The following is a 20,768-nucleotide window of genomic DNA, read 5'->3' on the forward strand; positions in this document are numbered from 1 at the left end:
GGCCAAGCCCGCCCCGGCACCAAAGCCCGAACCGAAGCCCGAGCCGCCCGTGGCCCAGACGGCGCCCAACACCATCGCCATCGCCCGCCCCGCGACGCAGCCACCCGCCCCCGCCCCTGCACCGGCGGCGGCCCCCGCGCCATCTCCCGCGGCCACCGCCACGCCGGCCGGTGGCTGGGTCGTACAGGTGGGGTCCCTGCCCTCGCGGGAGGAGGCGGAGAAGCACTGGAAGGCCATGGCCGCCAAACAAGCCGCCTTGCTGGGCGGGCATCAGCCGACCCTGGTCCAGGCCGATCTGGGGGCCAAGGGCATCTATACCCGCGTCCTGCTGACCGGATTCGCCGATCAGGCGGGGGCCGCCGCCCTTTGCGCCAGGCTGAAGGCGGCAGGATCGGACTGTCTGGTCAAGAAGGGGCCTTGACCCGCCCGGCCAGGGCCACCAGAGCCCCGCCGAACAGCATCCCGCAGATCAGCCAGCCCTGCCAGGCGCCATAGGCGAAGCACTGCGTGAAGATGCAGGCCCCCAGCAGGGCGATGGCCATGGGCCGAATACCGGGATCAAGCCGCGTCAGCCGGCGCAGGATGGCAAGCAGCAGCAGCGCTGCCAGCACCGCCCCCACCCAGCCCAGTTCCAGCCGCACCTGCAGGAACAGGTTATGCGGGTGGACCGGCAGCACGGGCCAACCCAGGGGACCGGTATCGGGGAACACGCCCTGCCCGCCGGGGATGGCGCGCGACGATTCCAGACCCCAGCCGATCCAGGGATGATCACCCAGATGGTCGGCCACAAAATCCCAGGTCATGATCCGGTGGCGGAAACTGTCGGGCATCCATGCGGCCCGTGACAGGCCCGCCGCCATCATCCAGTGTGCAACGGGACCGCACAGAACTGTGCCGGCCACAACGCCCGCCGCCACCAGACCGGCCGCGACGCGCCAGGACAGGACGGCGACCGCCAGCAGGATGATCAGGCCCACCAGGGCCGCCACCGACGACTGGCTGGTACTGTCCACCGCCATCAGCAGCGGCAGGAACAGGGCCAGTCCCGCCACCACGCGCCGGCCCAGACGCCAGAGCAGCAGGGCGACCGGACCAGCCAGCAGCGCCTGCAGCAGCGCCGCGCGGTTCAGGTCGCGTTCGTAATCCAGCACTTCCTTGTCCGGCCCGGCGGCCCAATGCTGGATCGGCTGATCCGCCAGCAGTTCGACCGCGAACAAGGCAGCCCCCAGCGCTGCCGCCAGCAACAGCCAGCGCGCCACGCGGCGGGCCGTGTCCGCCGGCACCAGTGCCATCAGCGACAAGAAGACCAGGGCCGGCAGCCAGAGGTAAAGGAAGCTGAAAAAGCCCGTGCTTGCCTTGCCCCCGCCCACGCTCCAGAACAGGCTCAGCCCCGTCCAGGCCAGGAACAGGCCCAGCGCCAGCAGCAGCCCCCGATCGGGCAGCGGCAGGAAACGCCGATGCCACAGGAAGGCGGCGGCGCACAGCACCGACAGCACGGCCATGCCGGGCGCCAGGCCCAGCGGCACCAGCGGCACCAGCACCGCCAGGATGATGCAGCCGAAGATACCCAAGAAGGATGTAAAGATCCGGCCTGTGCCGTCCGACACCGACATTTGCGCCGTCCCTGCCCAAAGATATCAGCGCCCCTCACCCCCTGCATAAACCGGCGCCGCGTAATCATGAAGCGTAATCCGCACTACGAATTGCCGCAGTCCTGTCTATATGATGGGCACTGGACCCAACCGTTCCCGGAACAAACCACCATCATGGCCGACCTGCCGCTGATCCACCTTCCCGACCGCACCATCATTGCCGTGTCCGGCGACGACCGCGTGACGTTCCTGCAGGGGTTGGTGACCAACGACGTCACGCAGTTGGACGACCGGGCCGTGTGGTCGGCGCTGCTGACGGCGCAGGGCAAATATCTGCATGATTTTATCATCCTGGCTGATGGCGGCCGGCTGCTGCTGGATGTGGAGGCCGGGCGGAGGGACGATCTGTTGCGGCGGCTGCGCATGTTCCGGCTGCGGGCCAAGGTGGAACTGACCGACCTGACGGGACAGTTGGGTGTCTTCGCCCAATTGAACACGCAAGACACGGAACGGGGTGCTGTGATGGCGATTGACGGCGGCTGGTCCATCGTGGACCCGCGCCATGCCGGCCTGGGCCGAAGGCTGATCCTGCCCGCCGACACGCCGGCCGCCGGTGAAATCGCCGACTGGGACAGGCAGCGCATCAGCCTGGGCATTCCCGATGGCAGCCGCGATCTGCTGCCGGAAAAATCCATCCTGCTGGACAATGGATTCGACGAGTTGGGCGGCGTGGCCTGGAACAAGGGCTGTTATGTGGGACAGGAACTGACGGCACGCACCAAATATCGCGGGCTGGTGAAAAAGCGGCTGGTCCCGGTGCGGGTTGCCGGCCCCCTGCCCGACGCCGGCACCATCATCACCCGTGGCGGGGTCGATGCCGGTGAAATCCGGTCCGGCCGGGGCGATCTGGCCCTGGCCCTGATCCGCCTTGACGCCCTTTCGGCGGGCGCCAGCCTCGCCTGCGGGGACGCCGTCTTGACGCCGACCGTGCCCTCCTGGATCAATCTGCCCCGTTCGGAAGGGGATACGCCAACGAATGGGTGAAGTTGGCACAAGAATTGGTTAGTCTCTGCGCCGATTGACCCAATATGCAGGCAAGGGCGGGAGGCAACATGGAGCGGGGCACGGGGTCGCGGCTGTCATCGCTGCGCAATCTCAGCACCGCCGTCGCCTTGGGCGCCACCCTTGTCGTGGGCGGCCTGGCTGCCGGCGCCACCTTCCAGATGGCACAGTTCCAGGTGCAGTCCGGCAGCATGGAAGTACCGGGCGACCAGTTGGCCAAGACCCGGTTGCTGATCGATTTCCAGGACCGTATGGGACATGGCGGTTTCCTGTCGGCCCTGGCGCAGTTTGCCGAAACCGGCAATGGCGAGGCGCGGGCCGAAATGCGCACCAGCCTGGAAGCCGCCGATCAGGCCCTGCGCGGGCTGCAGGGCAAGCGCCTGACACCGCAGGAACTGGAACTGGCAACCGACCTGAAACGCTTGCTGGACGGGGCGCGGCGCGCCCTGGAATCGGCCAATAGCGGGCCGGCCGCCCTGGGCCAGACGACGCCGCTGATGCTGCTGACCCGTTATGCCGCCCTGTCGGACCGCATCGACGCACGGTCGCGCGGGCTGCATGCCGTGGAACTGGCCCGGCTGGAGGAGGTGGCGACGCGCGGTCTGTGGCTGGGCGGGGCGGCAGTGCTGGCACTGGTCGCCACCTTGTTCGCCTTCCTGGCGCTGATCGGTACACGTGTGCTGCGGCCGCTGCGCGAACTGACGGGCGCCGTCAACGGGGTCGCGCAGGGCGACTGGCGGGCGCCGGTGCGGGGGGCGGAGCGGGAGGACGAGTTCGGCGATCTGGCCCGCGCCATTGACGGCTTCCGCCGCCAGGCCGCCGAAATCCCCGACCTTTCGATCGCCACCGAGGATGGGCGCCTGCGCCTGAAATTCGAGGGTGAATATGCCGACCTGTTCGAGGCCCTGACCGCCCGGCTGCGGGGTGCCGGCGGGTCTTTGGCCATGCTGGGCAATGATGTCAGCCGCATCGTGGGCGACACCAAGCAGCAGTTGAACGAGACGCTGGGCCAGGTGAACCAGCTCTGTTCCGCCGCCGTGCGCACCGTGACCGAAAGCAACCGCGAAATCCGTCAGGCGACGGAGATGCTGGGCCATGCGGTGGCCCAGGTCCGCGCCTTTGATGGGGGCGAGGGCCATATCGGCCTGGATGACATCATCGCCGCGCTGCGCGCCAATGCCGACAATCTGGCCGATACCGCCGCCAAGACGGAGACCAGGGTCATCGAGACCTTGGGCAGCCTGTCGGAAAGCGACAGCGACATGCGTCTGGCCACCGTGGAGGCACGAGACGCCGCCAAGGCGCTGTCCAACACCATGACGGAAGCGCAGCAGGGCCTGCTGTCAGCCGTGAAGCTGTTGCGTGCGTCGGGCGACATGCTGGCCAACACCGTGGACCAGACGGGATCGCGCATCACGCGTGCCGCCGACGCCCTGGAAGAAGGTGAGAAGGCGCTGTTCGCCACGCTGGGCGGCGTCAGCAGCCGGTTCGACGAGGCGACGGAAAAGGCCACCGCCCGGCTGGAGGATGCGGGCCTGCAGGTGTCGCGCGCCGCCGACATCCTGGACGACCGCTCGTCGGAAATCACCTACAAGCTGGAAACCGCGCTGGACAGCATGAACCACGCCCGCGCCACCATGCAGCAATCGGCGGAAATCGCCGAGGACATGACGCGCAGCAAGCTGGAGCCGCTGGCCGAGCAGTTCCACGATATTCAGTCCCGCTTCTCCACCCTGATGGCCGATGTCTCCGACCGGGCCGACACCATGGCCGATGCCGTCGATGCGCTGCGGGCCACCAGCGATGGCCTGCGCCAGGAGTTCGAGCGGCGGCGGGTGGAGCCCGGCCAGCATGAGGCCATCGCCGACCTGCTCACCCGTATGCGCGGCAGCGCCACACAGATCGGCGACCGGGTGAAGGAGATCGGGGAAACGGCGGGACGTCTGGCACAGAGCCTGACCGGCGGCGTGGACGATGCCACGGCGCGGCTGCGTGACCTGACCTCCGACCTGCGTCAGGAGACCAAGTCCCTGTCGTCGGAGGCGCATATCGCCACCACCACCTTGTCACGCACCGTGGCACAGCAGGAACGGCTGCTGGCCGATATGAAGGATGTGGCGGCCGACCTGGATGCCCAGCGCGACCGCGACAACACCCCGCAGGCCCTGATCGACCTGACGGGTGGTCTGCGCGCCGCCATCGATGCCGTCCATGCCCTGGTGGCCAGCGCCGACAACCGGGAAAAGGTGGCCATCGATCAGGCCCTGGGGCTGGTCGACAAGATGCAGCAGCGTATCCAGAATATCGAGGGCATGGCCGGCGGGCTGGCCGCCGCGACCGATGCCCTGCACGCCCTGGCCGCTTCCGACAATGCCGGACGCGAGCGCGAGAATGCCGACCTTCTGGCCATCGCCAACGCGCTGAAGGCGCGCCTGGACGGTATCGACCGGCTGGGCGACCGGCTGGACGGCACGACCGACAGCGTGCGCGCCGTGCTGGAGGAAACGCGCAACCGCGAACGCACCGACCTGTCCATCGTCTCGGAGCTGACGCAGAATCTGCGCGAACGCGTACTGCGGCTGGACGGGCTGTCGGTGGATCTGTCGCGGGCCATCGACATGCTGCGCTCCTCCTCCCGCCAGAACGAGACCGCCAGTGCCAATGCCGCCCGCGACCTGGGATCGCGTCTGGCGCAGATCGCCGACCAGTTGCGCGGTGCCGCCGGCGGGATGTGACGCCTGCCGCCGGGCAAAGGTCACAGAACCTTTTGCCGTTCTCCCGCGTTGATCGGGTACGGGCTTGGGGATGATCCCCACCCCCCTGTCATCAACAGAAGGGAAGGAACAGCACCATGCGCACGCAATTGATGAGCGCCGCCGCGCTGACGGCCCTGCTGCTGGGTACCGGCGCCATTGCCCAGACCGTACCACCCGGCACCACCGAACCGGTTCCGCCCGTTCCGGGCACGGTACAGCCGGGACAGGCGGGTGAACCCCCCGCCGCCGTCATGCCCGAACGCGAAACCGCGCCGGAGATTCTGGCCGCCCCGCGCCCCGGCATCGACCGCACCTCGGCTGAAAAGCTTCTGGGCCGCACCGCCGTGGGCGCCGACGGCAAGAAGCTGGGCGAAGTCGAGGACGTGATCCTGAACGCCAGCAGCGGTGACGCCGAACAACTGGTGATCTCGTCGGGTGGCTTCCTGGGCCTGGGCGAGAAGAACATCGCCGTGAATATCGACGACGCCGACCTGCTGGCCGGCAATGACAGCGTGAAGGTCCGCAACCTGACCACTGCCCAGTTGGATCAGATGGCGGAGTTCGAATATGGCAAGGACACGCGGTCCCTGATCCGCACGGACCGGCCGTGACGCCAAGGCGTCGCACGCCGTAACGCCGACGTCCCTGCCACTGCCCCCGGCCCACCCCCTCCTGGGCCGGGGGCTTCTTTATGTGCGGTCCATTATGCCGTAGGGCACCGGAATACGGGGGATGCTTCTGTGAAGGGGCCCCCCAACAATGACGGAATCTTCATCCCTACTGTCAGGCTGTTTCCATAACCCCCAAAGAACAGGGATACGGGAACATGAAACGGATGAAGCATCTTCTGGCCGCCACCCTGGCCGTCGCGGCGCTGGGCGCCGGCATGGCGGCTCAGGCCCATGGCATCTGGTTCGCGCAACGTGCCAAGCAGACGGCCCTGATCTATGGCGTCGGTGCCGACGATCTGGACGTGGTCAAGCGCCTGGGCCTGGTCACCGGCACCTATGGCTATGATGCCGACTGGGCGCCCGTGGGCGCCACGCTGCGTGTCGCCGGCCCCATCGTGGTGGTGGATAGCGAAGCGCCGACCGTCGCCGTGGCCGCCATCATGGATAATGGTCTCTGGTCCCGCACGCCGGACGGCAAGTGGGTCAAGGGCGGGCGCGATACGGTGCCGGACGCTGTGCTTGCCGAACGCACCATGAAATTTGCGGTCCATCTGACCGGCACCCCCAACGCCCCCATCCCCACCCTGCCGGAGCAGGTGCTCCAGATCGTGCCCGTCGACAAGACGCTGCCGCTGGAAATGGGCAAGCCGCTGAAGATCCGCGTCCTCTACAAGGGCAAGCCGGTCAAGGACGCGGCCGTGAAGCACGACTTCGTCAACGATCCCGACCAGGAACCGGTGAAGACCGACAAGGACGGTGTCGCCACCATCAAGGTGCGCAACCAGGGCCTGAACGTGCTGGCCGCCATCTATGTCGGCCCGTCCGATAATCCCAAGCAGATCGACCATATCGAATATCTGGCCACCCTCTCCTTCGTTCTGCCGCACGCGCCCGAATAACACCATCGGTCAAAATCTTCACCGATGGTACGGCGGCGACTGCCGCCGCGCGGCCCATGCCGCGCAACCAAGGGCGCGGATGCGCCCGCCGGCGATTGAGGCGCACGAAAGTTTGACCATCGGTCATGATTTCGTGCCGCTGATATAAGCCCGACGGCATGACTGCATTCATACCGTGGAAGGCCGGTGACGGCCGGCCCGACATTTGATGGCGCATAGAATGAAGGAGACGATCATGAAGTATTCGATGATCCGGCTGGCGCTGGCCGCCACACTGACCGTGTCGCCGCTGTCCGCATGGGCGCATGGCGACACATCGCCCAAGCACGGCGGCATCGTCCAGATGACGGGCGAAACGCTGATCGAACTGGTGGCTGGCCCCGATGCCGCCAGCATCTATGTCAGCGAGGAGGATGAACCGGTTCCCAGCGCCGACCTGACCGCCACCATGACCATCATGGATGCGGCCGGAAAGCGTCAGGTGGACCTGACGCCTGCCGCCGGCAACCGCTTCGACGCGCCCGGCGTGAAGCTGACCAGCGGGGCCAAGGTGGCCGTGATGGTGGTGAACAAGGCCAGCCAGGCCCGCTCCATCCTCTCCTTCACCGTCAAGTGACGGGGTGGACGATGCGGCTGCCTCCCTTGTCTTTGACCAAAGGGGGCGGCCGCGCCGTCCCCTTGGCTATCGCCGCCCTGCCCTGGCTGGCCATCCTGGCCCTGCTGATCTGGGCACCCCATGCCATGGCGCATGGCGTGTCGGACGACGACCGCTCCTTTATCGAGGATGCGCAGGGCATTCATGTCATCCCCTATATCTATCTGGGCGCCAAGCACATGGTCACGGGATACGACCATCTGCTGTTCCTGGTGGGGGTGATCTTTTTCCTCTACCGGCTGCGTGACGTCGCTTCCTACGTCACCCTGTTCGCGGTGGGCCATTCCACAACCCTGCTGCTGGGCGTGCTGGCCGATATAAGGGCCGATGCCTATATCATCGACGCCATCATCGGCCTGTCGGTGGTCTACAAGGCGCTCGACAATCTGGGGGCCTTCAAGACCTGGCTGGGGTTTCAGCCCAACACGAAGGCCGCCGTCCTGATCTTCGGCTTTTTCCACGGGTTCGGTCTGGCCACCAAGCTGCAGGAACTGTCGCTCTCGCCCGACGGGCTCCTGGCCAATCTGGTCAGCTTCAATGTCGGCGTGGAGATCGGGCAGTTCATGGCCCTGTGCCTGATCCTGATCGCCATGAACCTCTGGCGCACGACCCGCAGCTTCAACCGGTCGGTGCTGCTGGCCAACGGTGCGCTGATGGCCGCCGGCCTGACGCTGGTGGGGTACCAGTTGGCCGGCTATGTCACCCAACCCGCGTGAGGGGACCCAAGATGACCGACATGAGCATGACACCCTATCAGGCCTCTCCCCGCGCCCTGGTGCGGGCCGGATTGGGCGCCGTGGCCGCCTCTGCGCTGGTGCTGACCCTGTTCGTGCTGCCGGCCGAATATGGCATCGACCCGACGGGGGCCGGTGCCGCGCTGGGCCTGACCAAACTGGCGGGCGGCGGTGGCGAGGCAGCGGAGCCGGCAGCCACAGCCCCTATGGCGGCCCCCGCCGCGCCGGGTACACCCACCCCGGCAGAGATCGCCAAGTCCACCCCGATGCGCAGCGATCGCCAGGAACTGATCCTGGCCCCGCATTCCGGCGCGGAGGTGAAGGCCCATATGGCACAGGGCGATCATTTCATTTTTCATTGGCAGGCCACGGGCGGTCAGGTGCGGTTCGACATGCATGGCGAACCGCCCAATGCCAAGGAAGGCGAATTCTCCAGCTACTGGAAAGCCAAGGACCTGGACAGCGCCCAGGGCGCCTTCACGGCCCCGTTCACGGGCACCCATGGCTGGTACTTCCGCAATCGCGGTGACACGCCGGTGACGGTCGTGGTGGAAACCACGGGTTTCTATCAGGACCTGTACCTGCCGCCGGCCGAGTGAAACCCAGGGGCCGGGACTTGCCCCTGCCCCTCACCCTCCCATTGACCGACGTCACAACGGGCCCCTCCCTCTCCCACTATCGTGGGAGAGCGGCGATAGAAGCGTGTATTCCTGCCCCTCGCCCGCGTGGCGGGAGAGGTGGGGTGAGGGCAGAAGGCAGCGCAGATCGCTCACCCCTTCGCGGCCCGTACACCCAGCATATGGCAGATGGCAACCGTCAGGTCGGCGCGGTTCATGGTGTAGAAGTGGAATTGCTTCACACCATGCTTTTCCAAATACCGGCACTGCTGGATGGCGACCGTTGCCGCCACCAGATGGCGGGTCTCCGGCGCCTCATCCAGCCCGTCGAACAGGTCACGCATCCAGGCGGGGACGGCGGTATTGCACTTCTCCCCCATCTCCGCCGCCTTGGTGAAGTTCAGGATCGGCAGGATGCCCGGCACCATGGGCACATCGATGCCGGCGGCGGCGGCCTTGTCGCGGAAGCGCAGGAAGGCGTCCACGTCGAAGAAGAACTGGCTGATGGCGCGGTTGGCCCCGGCATCGACCTTGCGCTTCAGATTGTCCAGATCAATCTGGGCACTGGGCGCCTCCGGATGCACTTCCGGAAAACAGGCGACAGAAATGTCGAAATCCCCGATACGCTTCAGGCCGGCGACCAGATCGGCGGCATAGGCATAGCCGCCGGGATGCGGGTCATAGCCGCGCCCTCCCAGGCCGCCGGTGCCATCGGCGCGCGGCGGCGGATCACCGCGCAGGGCCACGATATGGCGGATGCCGGCATCCCAGTAACTGCGCGCGATCTCGTCGATCTCTTCCCGGGTGGCGGCCACGCAGGTCAGGTGGGCGGCAGCCGGAATACCGGTTTCTGCCTGGATCGCCGTCACGGTGGCGTGGGTGCGCTCCCGCGTGGACCCGCCGGCCCCATAGGTGACCGACATGAAGGACGGATTCAGCGGCGCCAGCCGGCGGATGGCCGTCCACAGATTCTCATGCATCTTCTCCGTCTTGGGCGGGAAGAATTCGAAACTGACGGTCAGATCGCCGGGGGCCGTGATCAGGGTGGCCGGGTCAGCAGCGGCGTCCATCAGGTCGCTCAGGCTCATCGAAACTGTTCCTTCAGGCGGCAGCCAGCGGACGGGTCCGCGTGGCGGGGGCATCGGTGCGGGTGGCCCGCCAGATGCAAACGGTCAAGGGATCACCCGGCAAGGTGATGGCGGGTTCCGGGCGCATCCCGGCACGGCGCAGCCAGCCGGTCACCTCGTCATCGGTGAAGCCCAGGCGACGATGCGCATGCTGTTCGCGCAGATATTCAAGATCATGGCGGGCGAAATCGGCCACCAGCATGGTGCCACCGGGGCGGAGCACGCGCGCTGCCTCGGCGATCACATCGGCCGGTTCCTCTGCATAATGCAGAACCTGATGCACGATCACGGCATCCTGGCTCTGACCGGCCAAGGCCAACTGGTACATGTCGCCCAGCCGCACCTGACAATGGCGCAGCCCCGCCTGTTCCAGCTTCACCCGCGCGACGGCCAGCATCTCCCGCGAGGCATCGATACCCAGGCCATGGGCAATACGATCACCGAAAAGCTCCAGGATGCGCCCCGTGCCCGTGCCGACATCCAGCAGGTCATTGACCCCCTTTTCCGGCAACAGTGACAGAAGCGCCGTCTCCACATCGCGCTCCGGCACATGCAGGCCACGGATTTCGTGCCAGCGGTCGGCATTCTCGCTGAAATATTTGGCCGCCGCCTGCCGCCGCCCCTGCTTGATCAGATCAAGCCGTTCCAGATCCAGCGCCAGACCGTCATCATCGCCGGGAATGGCATCCACCAGCGTACGGGCCAGTTCCGCCACCGGTCCGCGTTCGGCAAGCCGGTAATAGGCCCAGATCCCCTCCCGGAACCGTTCCAGCAGGCCCGCCTCACAAAGCAGCTTCAGATGTCGCGATACGCGCGGCTGGCTTTGACCCAGGATCTGGGTCAACTCCGTCACCGTCAGTTCCCCATGCGCGCAAAGCGACAGAAGCCGCAACCGCGTCGGCTCCGCTGCCGCTTTCAGCGCATTCAACAGGAATTCCATGCGACCCAACCCATCGATCCATTCGGATCAATATATAAAGATATCTTTATGTCTTAGCAAGTGCCGTATGCGCTTCTGTTGGGAACAGGTGCAATAGCGCGGCGGCCCCGCGCCGAACGCGGTTCACAATGATAATGCCATCGCGATATGGCTTTCCCGCCGCAGATAGGACGCATTTGCCCCCTAAATAAGAAGCTGGCAAATGGTTAATCCCAATCCGACCGAACGTGATGTGCATCACTGTCGGCGGCCCGGCCGCCGGGAATGATGATGCCAATGAACAGAGGATCGAAGACGTGAACAAGCAGACCCCCCACCGTCGTTCGCCGTTGGCCGGCGCCGCCCTGCTGATGCTGGCAGGGGTGGCCGCCGTCGCGGTGCCGGTGCTGGCGCCCGCCACCGCCATCGCACAGAATGCCAAGAACCCGCAGGCTGCGGCCGATTTCGTGCAGAGTCTCGGGGACAGGGCCATTGCCACGTTGGCCGATCCGAAGGTCAGCAAGGATCAGGCGAAAAGCGTGTTCCGTGAGTTGTTGAACCAGAATTTCGACATCAACACCATCAGCCGCTTTGTGCTGGGCCGCTACTGGAACGCCGCCAACGATACCCAGAAAAAGGAATACCAGTCCCTGTTCGAGCAGATGATCGTCGAGGTCTATGCCGAGCGGTTCAGCCAGTATGCGGGTGAGAAGTTCAAGGTCGGCGCGGCCCAGGCGTCGGGTGAGAACGACGCTGTCGTCACCTCCCAGGTGCTGCGCCCCGGCGGCCAGCCGCCGGTGAATGTTTCCTGGCGCGTGCGCTCCAAGGATGGCGGTCACAAGATTATTGACGTGATCGTGGAGAATGTGTCGATGAGCGTGACCCAGCGGTCGGAGTTCGCCAGCGTCATCGAAAGCAATGGCGGGCGGTTCGACGCGCTTCTGGAAGCCTTGCGTCAGCGCATCCAGACAGCCGACGCCAAGTAACGATACTCGCCGGCCTGCCGGCTGTGCTATGTGACGGGTCCGTTCTGGAACGCCAGGACGGGCCCGTTTCATTGTGCCCTGGTTGGCAATGCTCCGTGAGTTCCTGATCAGTCTGCGTACGCGGTGCGCGCCGGCCTTTGTGCATCTCGGGTACCGCTATGCCGCCGTGGCCTGCGTGGGCCGTGCCGCCCGTTGCGCCGCCGCATGGTCCCCCCATCAGGAAGCAACGCGGCGCCGGATCCTGACCGCCATGGCCGAAGCGCCGGCAGGGCGGGGCACCGCCATCATCATGGGGTCTGGCCCCTGCCTTGATCTGCCCATGGCGGAGCTCCTGTCGCGTTTCCGCCGGCTTGTGCTGGTGGATGTGGCCCATCCGCCGGCCGCCCTTCGCCTTGCCCGGCGTCATGGCGCCGTGCAATTGCTGGACAGGGACCTGACGGGTGTGGCCATCGCCCTCGGCGACCCCAGCCGGGATGATCTGCCGGAGCCCGGTTGCGCCGATTTCCTGGATGATGATGATGTCGGCCTCGTCGTTTCGACCAACCTTGTTTCACAATTGCCGCTCGTGCCGGTGCGACAGGCCGGGCGGCGCTGGCCAGATGCCGACCTTCCGGCCTATGCCCGGCGCATCGTGAATGCGCATCTGGATCATTTGCGCGGCTTCGACTGTCCCGCCCTTCTGATCGGCGATGTGCAGCGCCGGGTCATCGACCCGGATGGTCGCGTAACGGAGATGGAAGATCCGCTGTTCGGCGCCGAACTGCCCATGGGCGAGATGGAATGGGATTGGACCGTGGCACCCGTGGGCGAATTATCCAATGGCTGGTCCATCGTCAACCGGGTCCGGGCGGTGCGCCTGGACCGGTCCTGATCACACTAACGGTGAAATAGCTGCCGGCTGGCGCGCACCTATACGCCGCCTATTGCGTGGCGTCGTAACGGCTCACAATCGCGTGGTAGACGCCATCGGCCAACACGCGCTGCAAACCCGCATTGAACCGGGCGGCCAGCGCGGGGTCGCGGAATGCCGCGCGATAATGGGTTGACGGGAACAGCCTGTGTTCCACCACGGAAAGATTGTTCCCCCCCTCTCCGGCGGCAGCCAGAACCTGGGCGATATGATGCGACAGGACACGGCTGTCGCCGATCAGCACATCATAACGGCCATAGAGCAGGCCCTTGGCCTGCAGGGCCTGCACCGGTTCCTCCCGGTAATCGGGCGCCACGGCGACGGCGGCGGCGAATTCCGAACCCAGCACCTTGCCCGCACGCTGGAACGCCAGCACCCGCCAACTGCTCAGATCGGCTGGCGTTTCCAGCACGATGCCGCGGGCCGCCAGGGTGACCGCCACGTTATTATAAGTGATATAGCTGTCCGTCAGGTGCAGCCCCGTGGGCGCCGCCCCCACGACAGGGGCGAATCCCTCAACGGCCCCTTCCCCGGCCGCCAGCGCCAGACGGGCATTCGAGCCGATATAGGGATCAATCTGCATGTCGGCGGCCGTAAAGATCGCCTTCAGCAACTCATATTCAAGGCCACTCAACTGACCGTCCGGCGCCGTCTGCACCAGGGGTGCCGCCTCCCTTAGCCCAAAACGCACCGTCTCTGCCATCGACCGGGTCGGCAGCAGCGGAAGGGCAATCAGAAGCAGCAGGTAAAGGCAGCGCATCAGGTCCAGACCGGAGAAGATTGGGTAAATACTGTTGAAGAACAGCTTACCAAATCATTTCACCGGACAAACGGGTGCATGGGGATAGACCTGCCTCCCCCGTTTGATGACCCGTCCCTTGGTGAAGGGGTGGCCGGTTAATGTCACCTGGACAGGATGTACAGACCGCGCTGGCCTTCCATCGGCTTGAACTTTTCCGTGATGCCCAGAACCGTTTCGGCACCGCCAAGGTAGAGAATTCCATCCGGCGGCAACAGCTTGGCCATCGCGTCCAGCACCTTGCCCTTGGTCGGCTGATCAAAATAAATCAGCACGTTGCGGCAGAAGATGACATCAAACTGGCCCAGCGGCGTCAGGTCCGTCAGAAGGTTGTATTCCTTGTACTGGACCCTCTGGCGGATATCGTCGTTGAGCTGCCACTTGTCGCCCACCTGCTTGAAATACTTCACCAGCATGGTGATGGGCAGACCGCGCTGGACCTCGAATTGGGTATACAGGCCGGCACGGGCCTTGTTCACCATTTCACCCGACAGGTCGGTGCCGACGATCTCGATCCGCCAGCCGGCCAGCTTGGACCCTTCCTCGTTCAGCAGCATGGCCAGCGAATAGGCTTCCTGCCCCGATGAACAGGCGGCCGACCAGATGCGGAAGGATCTCTTGGCGGCACGGTTGGCCAGCAGGTGCGGCAGCACCACCTGCTTGAACTGGTCGAACGGCTTCTGATCACGAAAGAACGAGCTTTCGTTGGTGGTCATCGCCTCCGTAATGTCACGGAGTAACGCCTCGTCACGCTTGGCGCGCACGGTCGCGGCCAGTTCGTCCAGACCCTTCAGGCTCCATTTGCGGGCGACCGGCATCAACCGGCTTTCCAGCAGATAGGCCTTGTCGGGGGTCAATACCAGACCCGACCGCTGCCTCAGCAGGGTGCAGAACATATCGAAATCTTCGACCTTCATGCTGCCTGCCTCGATGCGATCTTGCGAATGTAAGGCCCGATTTCCTTCAATGGCAAGACGGCGCTGCACAGCCCCGCATTCGCCACCGCCCCCGGCATGCCCCACACCACCGAGGAAGGTTCGTCCTGGCCCAGAACCGCGCCGCCGGCGGCCACCACCGCCTCCGACCCGCGCTGGCCGTCATGCCCCATGCCGGTCAGGATCGTGACCAGCACCCGCTTGCCATAGGCCCGCACGATGCTGCGCAGCATCGGGTCCACGGCCGGGCGGCAGAAATTCTCCGGCGGGTCCTTGGTCAGGGACAGACAATTCTGCCCGTTGCGCTGAACCACCAGCATATGAAAATCACCCGGCGCCACATAGGCGCGGCCACCAACGATCACCTCCCCCTCCTTGGCCTCGGCACATTGCACCCCGCATTGGCGGGTGATGTGTTCGGCCAGGATCGTGGTGAAGGTGGCGGGCATGTGCTGGGTGATCAGGATCGGCTGCTTCACATCCTTCAGATGGCTCAGCACCTCGAACAGGGCCTGCGGCCCGCCGGTCGAACTGCCGATGGCCAGGATGTCGGGCCGGAATTCCGGCAGCGGGCGCAAGGTGATCGGCCCCGGTTCCGGCTTCGGCCGGATGGGGGTCGCGAGCGTGAAGCTGGTGGTCGGTGCCACGGTGCCCACGGGCGCCTGACGCGGCGGCATGGTGGTGCCGGGCACCGGCGTCACCACCGGCGCGCCCTTACGCGGATCGGCCCGACGGGCGGCCATGGCCAGCGCCTTGACCTTTTCCGTCAATTCCCGCTTGAAGTCGTCGGCGGAGGTCAGTTCCCGCGTGGAAGAGGGCTTGGGGATGTAATCCGCGGCCCCGGCCTTCAACGCCCGGAGACTGATGTCGGCATTCTTGGCCGTCAGGGTGGATGCCATGACGATCTTGACATGCGGATCGACATTCAACAGATGCGGCAGGGCCGACAGCCCGTCCAGCACCGGCATCTCGATATCCAGCACAATCACGTCGATGGACTGCCGCTGCAGCGTATTGATCGCCATCTGCCCGTTGGCGACGGAGGCGACAACCTTCACCTCCGGATCGCCTTCCAGCGAACGGGTCAACAGGCCGCGGATGACGGCACTGTCATCCACCACCATTACCCGGTAGGGCTCTGTTCCGGTCGGCGCTGCTGACGGCGCCGTCTTTCCGGGAAGCTCGTTCATTGCCTGCAATCCCGGACAGCCTCAGAGGAGGCCGACCTGCTGGAACTTGGTTTGGATGATGTCACTGTCGAACGGCTTCATGATGTACTCATTGGCGCCGGCCGACAGGGCTTCCTGGATATGGGCCAGGTCGTTCTCGGTCGTGCAGAACACGACACGGGGACTTTCCCCACCCGTCATTTTGCGCAGCCGGCGCAGGAACTCGATCCCCGTCATGACGGGCATGTTCCAGTCCAGCAGGATGGCATCAGGCATCCGCTTGGCGCAAAGCTCCATGGCCTGCTTGCCATCCTCAGCCTCCTCGCAGGAAAAGCTGAGTTCTTCCAGGATCTTGCGCGCCACCTTGCGGACAACGCGGCTGTCATCGACGACCAGACAGGACTTCATCAACGGACCTCGATTGCCGGATGCGGATTAGGCCGCTTCGATGTTAGCAAAGTTCAGCAGCTTTGAGACATCCAGAACGACAAGCAGCGTTTCTTTTAGGCGATAAATGCCTGTCGAGATTTCACGCCACCGTGGATCCAGGGTCGCCGGATGCCGTTCGAAGTCGTCAGACGACAGCGACAGCACCTCGCCGACATTGTCGACCATCAGCGAATAAAGCTCGCCCTTGTGGTCGACCACAATGCTCATCACCGGCTTGCCATCCGCCGGCCGGGGCGGAAGGCCCAAGCGCAGGCGGACATCGATGGCGGTTACGATACGGCCGCGCAGGTTCAGCGAACCCGCAACTTCCGGCGGTGCCAGGGGGATGCGGGTGATCTTCTGCGGCCCCAGCACGTCCTGCACCTGCAGTACAGGGATGCCGAACAGTTGGTTTGCGATGGTCGCCGTGACGAAATCCTCGTTCTTGACGATGGAAATGTCCTGGGAACCGGCCTTCTTTACGGCGGGGAGACGGGCACTCATGCGGCACCTTTCTCGGTGATGGTCTGCTGCAGGGTGAAGAGGAGGGCTTCACGGTCGAATTTCGCGACATAGTCGTTGAAGCCGGCCTGACGGCCACGCTCCAGATCACGCGGCGCGGCATGGCTTGACAGGGCGACCAGCGGTGTACCGGACCAGCGGCTGCTGGCGCGGACGGCCTGGGCAAAATCCAGACCGCTCATGCCCGGCATTTCGATGTCGGAGACGATGACATCGAAATCCTCACCCGACTCGCACAGGGCCAAAGCCTCGTCGGCGCTCTCCACAGCCGTCACATCGTAGCCGGAAACGGTCAGCAACGGCGTCAGCAGGTTGCGGAAGAACGGGCTGTCATCGACCAGCAGCACACGATGCTGACGGTCATCCTCAAAGCTCTCATGGTTGTTACCGAACCAGTCCTTGAAGGCCCGGGTCAGGTAGAAACCGGCATCGATGACGTCCGTCGCCTTGTTGGCGATGATGGCGGACCCCAGGAAGCCCTGGCGTTCCGTACCCAGCTCGACCTGCAGGCGATCCTCGACGATATCGACGATCTCGTCCACGACCAGACCCATGGAACGGTCGCCGTCGGCGAACACCACCACGGGCTGACGCTTGTCGCGCACGATCTTCCAGTTCGGGTCGATCGGCACCAGAGGCATCAGCTTGCCACGATACTGGACCACCGGTTCGCCGTTGGACAGTTCGACCAGATTGAGATCGACATCCTCCAGGCGGGCGACCAGCGAGAGCGGGACGGCCTTCGGCCCGCCTTCCCCGGCGCTGAACAGCAGCAGGGCCATCTTGTCGTCCTCGCGGCGGGCGGACTTCGCCACTTCCTGCGCGGATGTCTGGGCATTGTCGGCAGTGCCGCCCATGGAACCGGACGCAGTGGCGATGCCGTTGGGGTCCAGGATCATGATGACGGAACCGTCACCCAGGATCGTGTTGCCCGAGAACAGCTCGATATGGCGCAGGATCGGGGCCACCGGCTTGACCACGATTTCCTCGGTGTCGAAGACGCGGTCGACGATGATGCCGAACGTGTAATTGCCGACCTGGCTGACAACGATGAAGGTCTCGCGCTTGTCGTCATCCTCGGCCTTGCCCAGCTTCAGCAGGTTCTGCAGGCTGACCAGGGGCAGCAGGCGGTTGCGCAGGCGCAGAACCGGGGCGCCGTTGATGCGCTCGATCTTGTGCTCGCTGTCACTGGCGGCACGCACCAGCTCGATCACGCTGATCTGCGGCACGGCGAAGCGCTCGGATGCGCATTCAACGATCAGGGCGGAGACGATGGCCAGCGTCAGCGGGATCTTGATGGTGAAGGTCGTGCCACGACCTTCCACCGACCGCATCTCGATGGTGCCACCGATCTTCTCGATATTGGTCTTCACCACGTCCATGCCGACGCCACGACCGGACACGGAGGTCACTTTGGCGGCGGTGGAGAAGCCGGGCTTGAAGATGAACTGCTGGATCTGCTGATCCGACATCTGGGCCAGTTCGGACTCGGTGGCCAGACCGTTCTGGATGATCTTGGCCTTGATCTTGGCAAGCGCCAGACCCTTACCGTCGTCGCTGATCTCGATGATGATGTGACCGCCCTCATGGAAGGCGTTCAGCGTGATACGGCCCGTTTCCGACTTGCCGGCGGCGAGACGCTCGGCCGGAATTTCCAACCCATGGTCGCCGGAATTGCGAACCATGTGGGTCAGCGGGTCCTTGATCAGCTCCAGCACCTGACGGTCCAGTTCCGTCTCGGCGCCGAGCATCTGCAACTCGATCTTCTTGTGAAGTTCGTGGCTGAGGTCGCGGACCAGACGCGGCAGCTTGGCCCAGGCATTGCCGATGGGCTGCATGCGCGTCTTCATGACGCCTTCCTGCAGCTCCGACGTCACATGGTTCAGCCGCTGCAAGGGGGCCGCGAACTCGCTGTCCTTCTGCGAGCGCAGGATCTGCAGGAGCTGGTTGCGGGTCAGCACCAGCTCGGAAACCATGGTCATCAGGTTTTCCAGCAGGTCCACATGCACGCGGATGGTCTGCTGGGCGAGCGCGCTTTCCTTGGATTCACCACGCACATCGTCCTGCGCCTCGGCCCGCGGCGGGGGGGGAGGCGGCGGCGGCGGGGAGGCTGCCTCCACAACCGGGGCGGGCGGCTCGGCCTTCACGACCGGTGCCGGGGTGGGCGGGGGCGGCGGGGGCGGAGAAACCGGCGCCAGGGTATGGGTCAGATGGGCCGGAACCGGCGTGAACAGCTCGTCCGGATCGTTTGCCGGCGGCGGCTCGGCCGCAACGGGCGCCGGGGCCGCCGCACCACCAGCCTTGGGCAGTTCCCTGCCTTCCGCCATGGCATTCAGCCGGTCGATCAGGTCCTGGTCACCGCCCGGCGGCTCAGCCTCGGTCTGTTCCAGGACCGAGAGGATACCCTTGATCGTGTCCAGCGATTCGAGGATCAGCGACACGGCATAGGGGGAAACATGCAGTTCCCCGTCCCGGAACTTGCCCAGCACGTTCTCGGCGGCATGGGCCACCGATTCCAGCCGGGGCAGACCCAGGAAGCCACAGGTGCCCTTGATCGTGTGAACCAGACGGAAGATGTTCGACAACAGCCCCGGATCGTTGGGGTTCTGCTCCAGCTTCACCAGCTCGACGTCGAGGACGGCGAGGTTCTCATTGGTCTCAGTGAGGAATTCACTCAGCAGATCATCCATGGTCCACGCCCCGTTCGGGAAATCACAGTTTCCGCGTCATACGCCGGTCTTCAGTCCGGTGAAGCACCCTTGTACGCGCCGGCCGCCCGTCGGCCAAATGAAGAGTCTCGGAATTCGGTTAAAATCGTCCCGCTACAAGGGAATTGATGGCCTGTCGGACAGGGCTTTGGCAAGGGGAACATTACCTCTTTTCGGTTAGGTTCGGCCATCTTGATCTGTCGCAACGCCAAAGAACGCGCATGTTGGGGCCGCGACGCCCGGTTGAACAGTTGGCCCACCACATCATCCCGGTAAAAACGAAAGAGGTATCACCCTTCGGCAGGGTGGATTCGGAAACGCACCTCGCCGGGAACGGCCGCATCCACAACCACCGACAGGCCATAGGCGGCGGCCAGAAGGGGGGTGACATGGGCCAGGACCGCCCGTGGCCCCAATGCCGCCTCCGTCGTCTCTCCCGCCAGCGCCGGCGCCATTTCCGGGCGAAGTCCACAGCCGGTACCGACCGCCAGCACCGACAGGCCGGCATCGCCCCCCGCCACCGTGAGCGTGCCGCCACGCGGCAGGCTCTCCTCCCCCAGCAGGGCCGCGAGCAGGGCCAGCTTCAGCAGGCCGGGCCGGGGCGACTGCGTGGCCGCAACCCATTCCAGCCGCACCTTGCTGCCCCGGAACCAGCCTTCCAGAGCCGCCCGTGCATCACCGGCCGACAGCGACTGCCCGCCGGCGGCCCCAAGCGCAACACGATAAAGGCGCAGCCGCGCCGCAGCGGTTTGCGCGCTGTCGGCGATGAGATCCAGCGCCTCATCGCCGCTATCCCCCCCCTCCTCCAGCAATTCCACGCCGTTATTGACGGCTCCGACGGGGCCCACCAGATCATGGCACAAGCGGGAGCAGAGAAGCTCCACCGCTCGAATTCCCAGATTCATCCGCATCCTCAGCGCTGGGGCGCCACCACCCACAGGGGTGGCGCGCCGTGTCACCGGGCATTAGGATAGGCCGTCCCCCCCCTTCTGGGAACCGTGTCGATGTCTGATTTCCTGGCTCCCGGCGTTTTTGTCCGTCACCCGTCGCAACCCGACTGGGGCCTGGGACAGGTGCAGTCCGTGGTGGGAACACGGGTGACCGTGAATTTCGAACATGCCGGTAAGCTGCTGATCAATAGCGCCGCCATATCGCTGGCCATCGTCGATCCCGATGAAGAGGTCTGATACCAGCGCCTACGTCCGTGGGCTCGGGCGGGCCGCACAAGCGGCGCGGCGCCGGCCGGCGCCGTACCGACGGTCAAACATGTCAACCGTG

At 65.2% G+C, this 20,768-nt stretch carries 21 protein-coding genes; 11 read left to right on the top strand and 10 right to left on the bottom strand.

Features of this window, described 5'->3' with window-relative positions; translation table 11 throughout:
• Positions 1–421 (top strand): SPOR domain-containing protein (locus KBA48_RS17175; RefSeq protein WP_292908553.1); only part of this gene is annotated, 421 nt, incomplete at its 5' end.
• Here KBA48_RS17175 and KBA48_RS17180 read toward each other — a convergent pair.
• The gene (locus KBA48_RS17180) at positions 405–1,613 is read right to left on the bottom strand and encodes an O-antigen ligase (RefSeq protein ID WP_292908555.1); all 1,209 of its coding nucleotides are present in this window, start codon (positions 1,611–1,613) and stop codon (positions 405–407) included. The genes KBA48_RS17175 and KBA48_RS17180 overlap by 17 nt on opposite strands.
• Positions 1,614–1,679: 66 nt before the next feature.
• Between KBA48_RS17180 and KBA48_RS17185 the strand changes: the two genes are divergently transcribed.
• The 7 genes from KBA48_RS17185 (at position 1,680) to KBA48_RS17215 (ending at position 8,968) form a co-directional block, all read left to right on the top strand.
• Complete coding sequence (locus tag KBA48_RS17185; protein ID WP_367273840.1) at positions 1,680–2,636, top strand: folate-binding protein YgfZ; 957 nt, start codon at positions 1,680–1,682, stop codon at positions 2,634–2,636.
• 68 nt (positions 2,637–2,704) lie between these two features.
• A complete protein-coding gene (locus KBA48_RS17190) occupies positions 2,705–5,389 on the top strand; it encodes a HAMP domain-containing protein (RefSeq protein ID WP_292908557.1) in 2,685 nt (894 codons plus the stop codon).
• Positions 5,390–5,505: 116 nt separating this feature from the next.
• A complete protein-coding gene (locus KBA48_RS17195; RefSeq protein WP_292908559.1) occupies positions 5,506–6,021 on the top strand; it encodes a PRC-barrel domain-containing protein in 516 nt (171 codons plus the stop codon).
• Between the two features lie 215 nt (positions 6,022–6,236).
• A complete protein-coding gene (locus tag KBA48_RS17200) occupies positions 6,237–6,980 on the top strand; it encodes a DUF4198 domain-containing protein (RefSeq protein WP_292908561.1) in 744 nt (247 codons plus the stop codon).
• A 235-nt stretch (positions 6,981–7,215) separates the two neighbouring features.
• Positions 7,216–7,596, top strand: a complete 381-nt coding sequence (locus KBA48_RS17205) for a hypothetical protein (RefSeq protein WP_292908562.1) — start codon at positions 7,216–7,218, stop codon at positions 7,594–7,596.
• Positions 7,597–7,721: 125 nt separating this feature from the next.
• Positions 7,722–8,351, top strand: coding sequence for a HupE/UreJ family protein (locus KBA48_RS17210; protein ID WP_367273841.1), 630 nt, complete (start codon positions 7,722–7,724; stop codon positions 8,349–8,351).
• Between the two features lie 11 nt (positions 8,352–8,362).
• Entirely contained in the window at positions 8,363–8,968 is a 606-nt protein-coding gene (locus KBA48_RS17215) for a hypothetical protein (protein ID WP_292908565.1), read from the top strand.
• A 170-nt stretch (positions 8,969–9,138) separates the two neighbouring features.
• On the opposite strand, the gene metF is transcribed toward KBA48_RS17215, so the two are convergent.
• Positions 9,139–10,056 (bottom strand): methylenetetrahydrofolate reductase, encoded by a 918-nt coding sequence (gene metF, locus KBA48_RS17220; RefSeq protein ID WP_292908626.1) that lies wholly within the window; start codon positions 10,054–10,056, stop codon positions 9,139–9,141.
• A 31-nt stretch (positions 10,057–10,087) separates the two neighbouring features.
• Entirely contained in the window at positions 10,088–11,053 is a 966-nt protein-coding gene (locus KBA48_RS17225) for a metalloregulator ArsR/SmtB family transcription factor (protein WP_292908567.1), read from the bottom strand.
• Positions 11,054–11,349: 296 nt separating this feature from the next.
• Between KBA48_RS17225 and KBA48_RS17230 the strand changes: the two genes are divergently transcribed.
• Positions 11,350–12,018: a phospholipid-binding protein MlaC gene (locus KBA48_RS17230; protein ID WP_292908569.1), complete on the top strand. Its 669-nt coding sequence runs from the start codon at positions 11,350–11,352 to the stop codon at positions 12,016–12,018.
• Between the two features lie 82 nt (positions 12,019–12,100).
• A complete protein-coding gene (locus KBA48_RS17235; protein WP_292908571.1) occupies positions 12,101–12,889 on the top strand; it encodes a hypothetical protein in 789 nt (262 codons plus the stop codon).
• Positions 12,890–12,938: 49 nt separating this feature from the next.
• Here KBA48_RS17235 and KBA48_RS17240 read toward each other — a convergent pair whose 3' ends face one another.
• From KBA48_RS17240 to KBA48_RS17270, 7 genes are all read right to left on the bottom strand, one after another.
• A complete protein-coding gene (locus KBA48_RS17240; RefSeq protein WP_292908573.1) occupies positions 12,939–13,688 on the bottom strand; it encodes an ABC transporter substrate-binding protein in 750 nt (249 codons plus the stop codon).
• Between the two features lie 143 nt (positions 13,689–13,831).
• Positions 13,832–14,644: a protein-glutamate O-methyltransferase CheR gene (locus KBA48_RS17245; RefSeq protein WP_292908575.1), complete on the bottom strand. Its 813-nt coding sequence runs from the start codon at positions 14,642–14,644 to the stop codon at positions 13,832–13,834.
• Positions 14,641–15,852: a chemotaxis response regulator protein-glutamate methylesterase gene (locus KBA48_RS17250; RefSeq protein WP_292908577.1), complete on the bottom strand. Its 1,212-nt coding sequence runs from the start codon at positions 15,850–15,852 to the stop codon at positions 14,641–14,643. The genes KBA48_RS17245 and KBA48_RS17250 overlap by 4 nt, the downstream gene beginning before the upstream one ends.
• Positions 15,853–15,873: 21 nt before the next feature.
• Entirely contained in the window at positions 15,874–16,239 is a 366-nt protein-coding gene (locus KBA48_RS17255) for a PleD family two-component system response regulator (RefSeq protein WP_292908579.1), read from the bottom strand.
• Between the two features lie 27 nt (positions 16,240–16,266).
• The gene (locus KBA48_RS17260; protein WP_292908581.1) at positions 16,267–16,764 is read right to left on the bottom strand and encodes a chemotaxis protein CheW; all 498 of its coding nucleotides are present in this window, start codon (positions 16,762–16,764) and stop codon (positions 16,267–16,269) included.
• Positions 16,761–19,472, bottom strand: coding sequence for a chemotaxis protein CheW (locus tag KBA48_RS17265; RefSeq protein WP_292908583.1), 2,712 nt, complete (start codon positions 19,470–19,472; stop codon positions 16,761–16,763). Before KBA48_RS17265 ends, KBA48_RS17260 begins: the two co-directional genes overlap by 4 nt.
• A gap of 308 nt (positions 19,473–19,780) precedes the next feature.
• Complete coding sequence (locus KBA48_RS17270; RefSeq protein ID WP_292908585.1) at positions 19,781–20,395, bottom strand: histidine phosphotransferase family protein; 615 nt, start codon at positions 20,393–20,395, stop codon at positions 19,781–19,783.
• A 99-nt stretch (positions 20,396–20,494) separates the two neighbouring features.
• Here KBA48_RS17270 and KBA48_RS17275 point away from each other — a divergent pair, with 99 nt between their 5' ends.
• Complete coding sequence (locus KBA48_RS17275) at positions 20,495–20,677, top strand: DUF3553 domain-containing protein (protein WP_292908587.1); 183 nt, start codon at positions 20,495–20,497, stop codon at positions 20,675–20,677.
• Positions 20,678–20,768 lie beyond the last annotated feature (91 nt).

This window comes from Niveispirillum sp., from assembly GCF_017996735.1.
Lineage (GTDB): Bacteria > Pseudomonadota > Alphaproteobacteria > Azospirillales > Azospirillaceae > Niveispirillum.

Excerpts from the sequence above, each read along its gene's own strand:
- KBA48_RS17270 (WP_292908585.1), bottom strand. The coding sequence starts at position 20,395 with ATGAATCTGGGAATTCGAGCGGTGGAGCTTCTCTGCTCCCGCTTGTGC.
- KBA48_RS17275 (WP_292908587.1), top strand. The coding sequence starts at position 20,495 with ATGTCTGATTTCCTGGCTCCCGGCGTTTTTGTCCGTCACCCGTCGCAA.
- KBA48_RS17265 (WP_292908583.1), bottom strand. The coding sequence starts at position 19,472 with ATGGATGATCTGCTGAGTGAATTCCTCACTGAGACCAATGAGAACCTC.
- KBA48_RS17185 (WP_367273840.1), top strand. The coding sequence starts at position 1,680 with ATGAAGCGTAATCCGCACTACGAATTGCCGCAGTCCTGTCTATATGAT.
- metF (WP_292908626.1), bottom strand. The coding sequence starts at position 10,056 with ATGGACGCCGCTGCTGACCCGGCCACCCTGATCACGGCCCCCGGCGAT.
- KBA48_RS17200 (WP_292908561.1), top strand. The coding sequence starts at position 6,237 with ATGAAACGGATGAAGCATCTTCTGGCCGCCACCCTGGCCGTCGCGGCG.
- KBA48_RS17215 (WP_292908565.1), top strand. The coding sequence starts at position 8,363 with ATGACCGACATGAGCATGACACCCTATCAGGCCTCTCCCCGCGCCCTG.
- KBA48_RS17260 (WP_292908581.1), bottom strand. The coding sequence starts at position 16,764 with ATGAGTGCCCGTCTCCCCGCCGTAAAGAAGGCCGGTTCCCAGGACATT.
- KBA48_RS17180 (WP_292908555.1), bottom strand. The coding sequence starts at position 1,613 with ATGTCGGTGTCGGACGGCACAGGCCGGATCTTTACATCCTTCTTGGGT.
- KBA48_RS17210 (WP_367273841.1), top strand. The coding sequence starts at position 7,722 with ATGGCGCATGGCGTGTCGGACGACGACCGCTCCTTTATCGAGGATGCG.
- KBA48_RS17240 (WP_292908573.1), bottom strand. The coding sequence starts at position 13,688 with ATGCGCTGCCTTTACCTGCTGCTTCTGATTGCCCTTCCGCTGCTGCCG.
- KBA48_RS17255 (WP_292908579.1), bottom strand. The coding sequence starts at position 16,239 with ATGAAGTCCTGTCTGGTCGTCGATGACAGCCGCGTTGTCCGCAAGGTG.
- KBA48_RS17250 (WP_292908577.1), bottom strand. The coding sequence starts at position 15,852 with ATGAACGAGCTTCCCGGAAAGACGGCGCCGTCAGCAGCGCCGACCGGA.
- KBA48_RS17195 (WP_292908559.1), top strand. The coding sequence starts at position 5,506 with ATGCGCACGCAATTGATGAGCGCCGCCGCGCTGACGGCCCTGCTGCTG.
- KBA48_RS17205 (WP_292908562.1), top strand. The coding sequence starts at position 7,216 with ATGAAGTATTCGATGATCCGGCTGGCGCTGGCCGCCACACTGACCGTG.
- KBA48_RS17190 (WP_292908557.1), top strand. The coding sequence starts at position 2,705 with ATGGAGCGGGGCACGGGGTCGCGGCTGTCATCGCTGCGCAATCTCAGC.
- KBA48_RS17225 (WP_292908567.1), bottom strand. The coding sequence starts at position 11,053 with ATGGAATTCCTGTTGAATGCGCTGAAAGCGGCAGCGGAGCCGACGCGG.
- KBA48_RS17245 (WP_292908575.1), bottom strand. The coding sequence starts at position 14,644 with ATGAAGGTCGAAGATTTCGATATGTTCTGCACCCTGCTGAGGCAGCGG.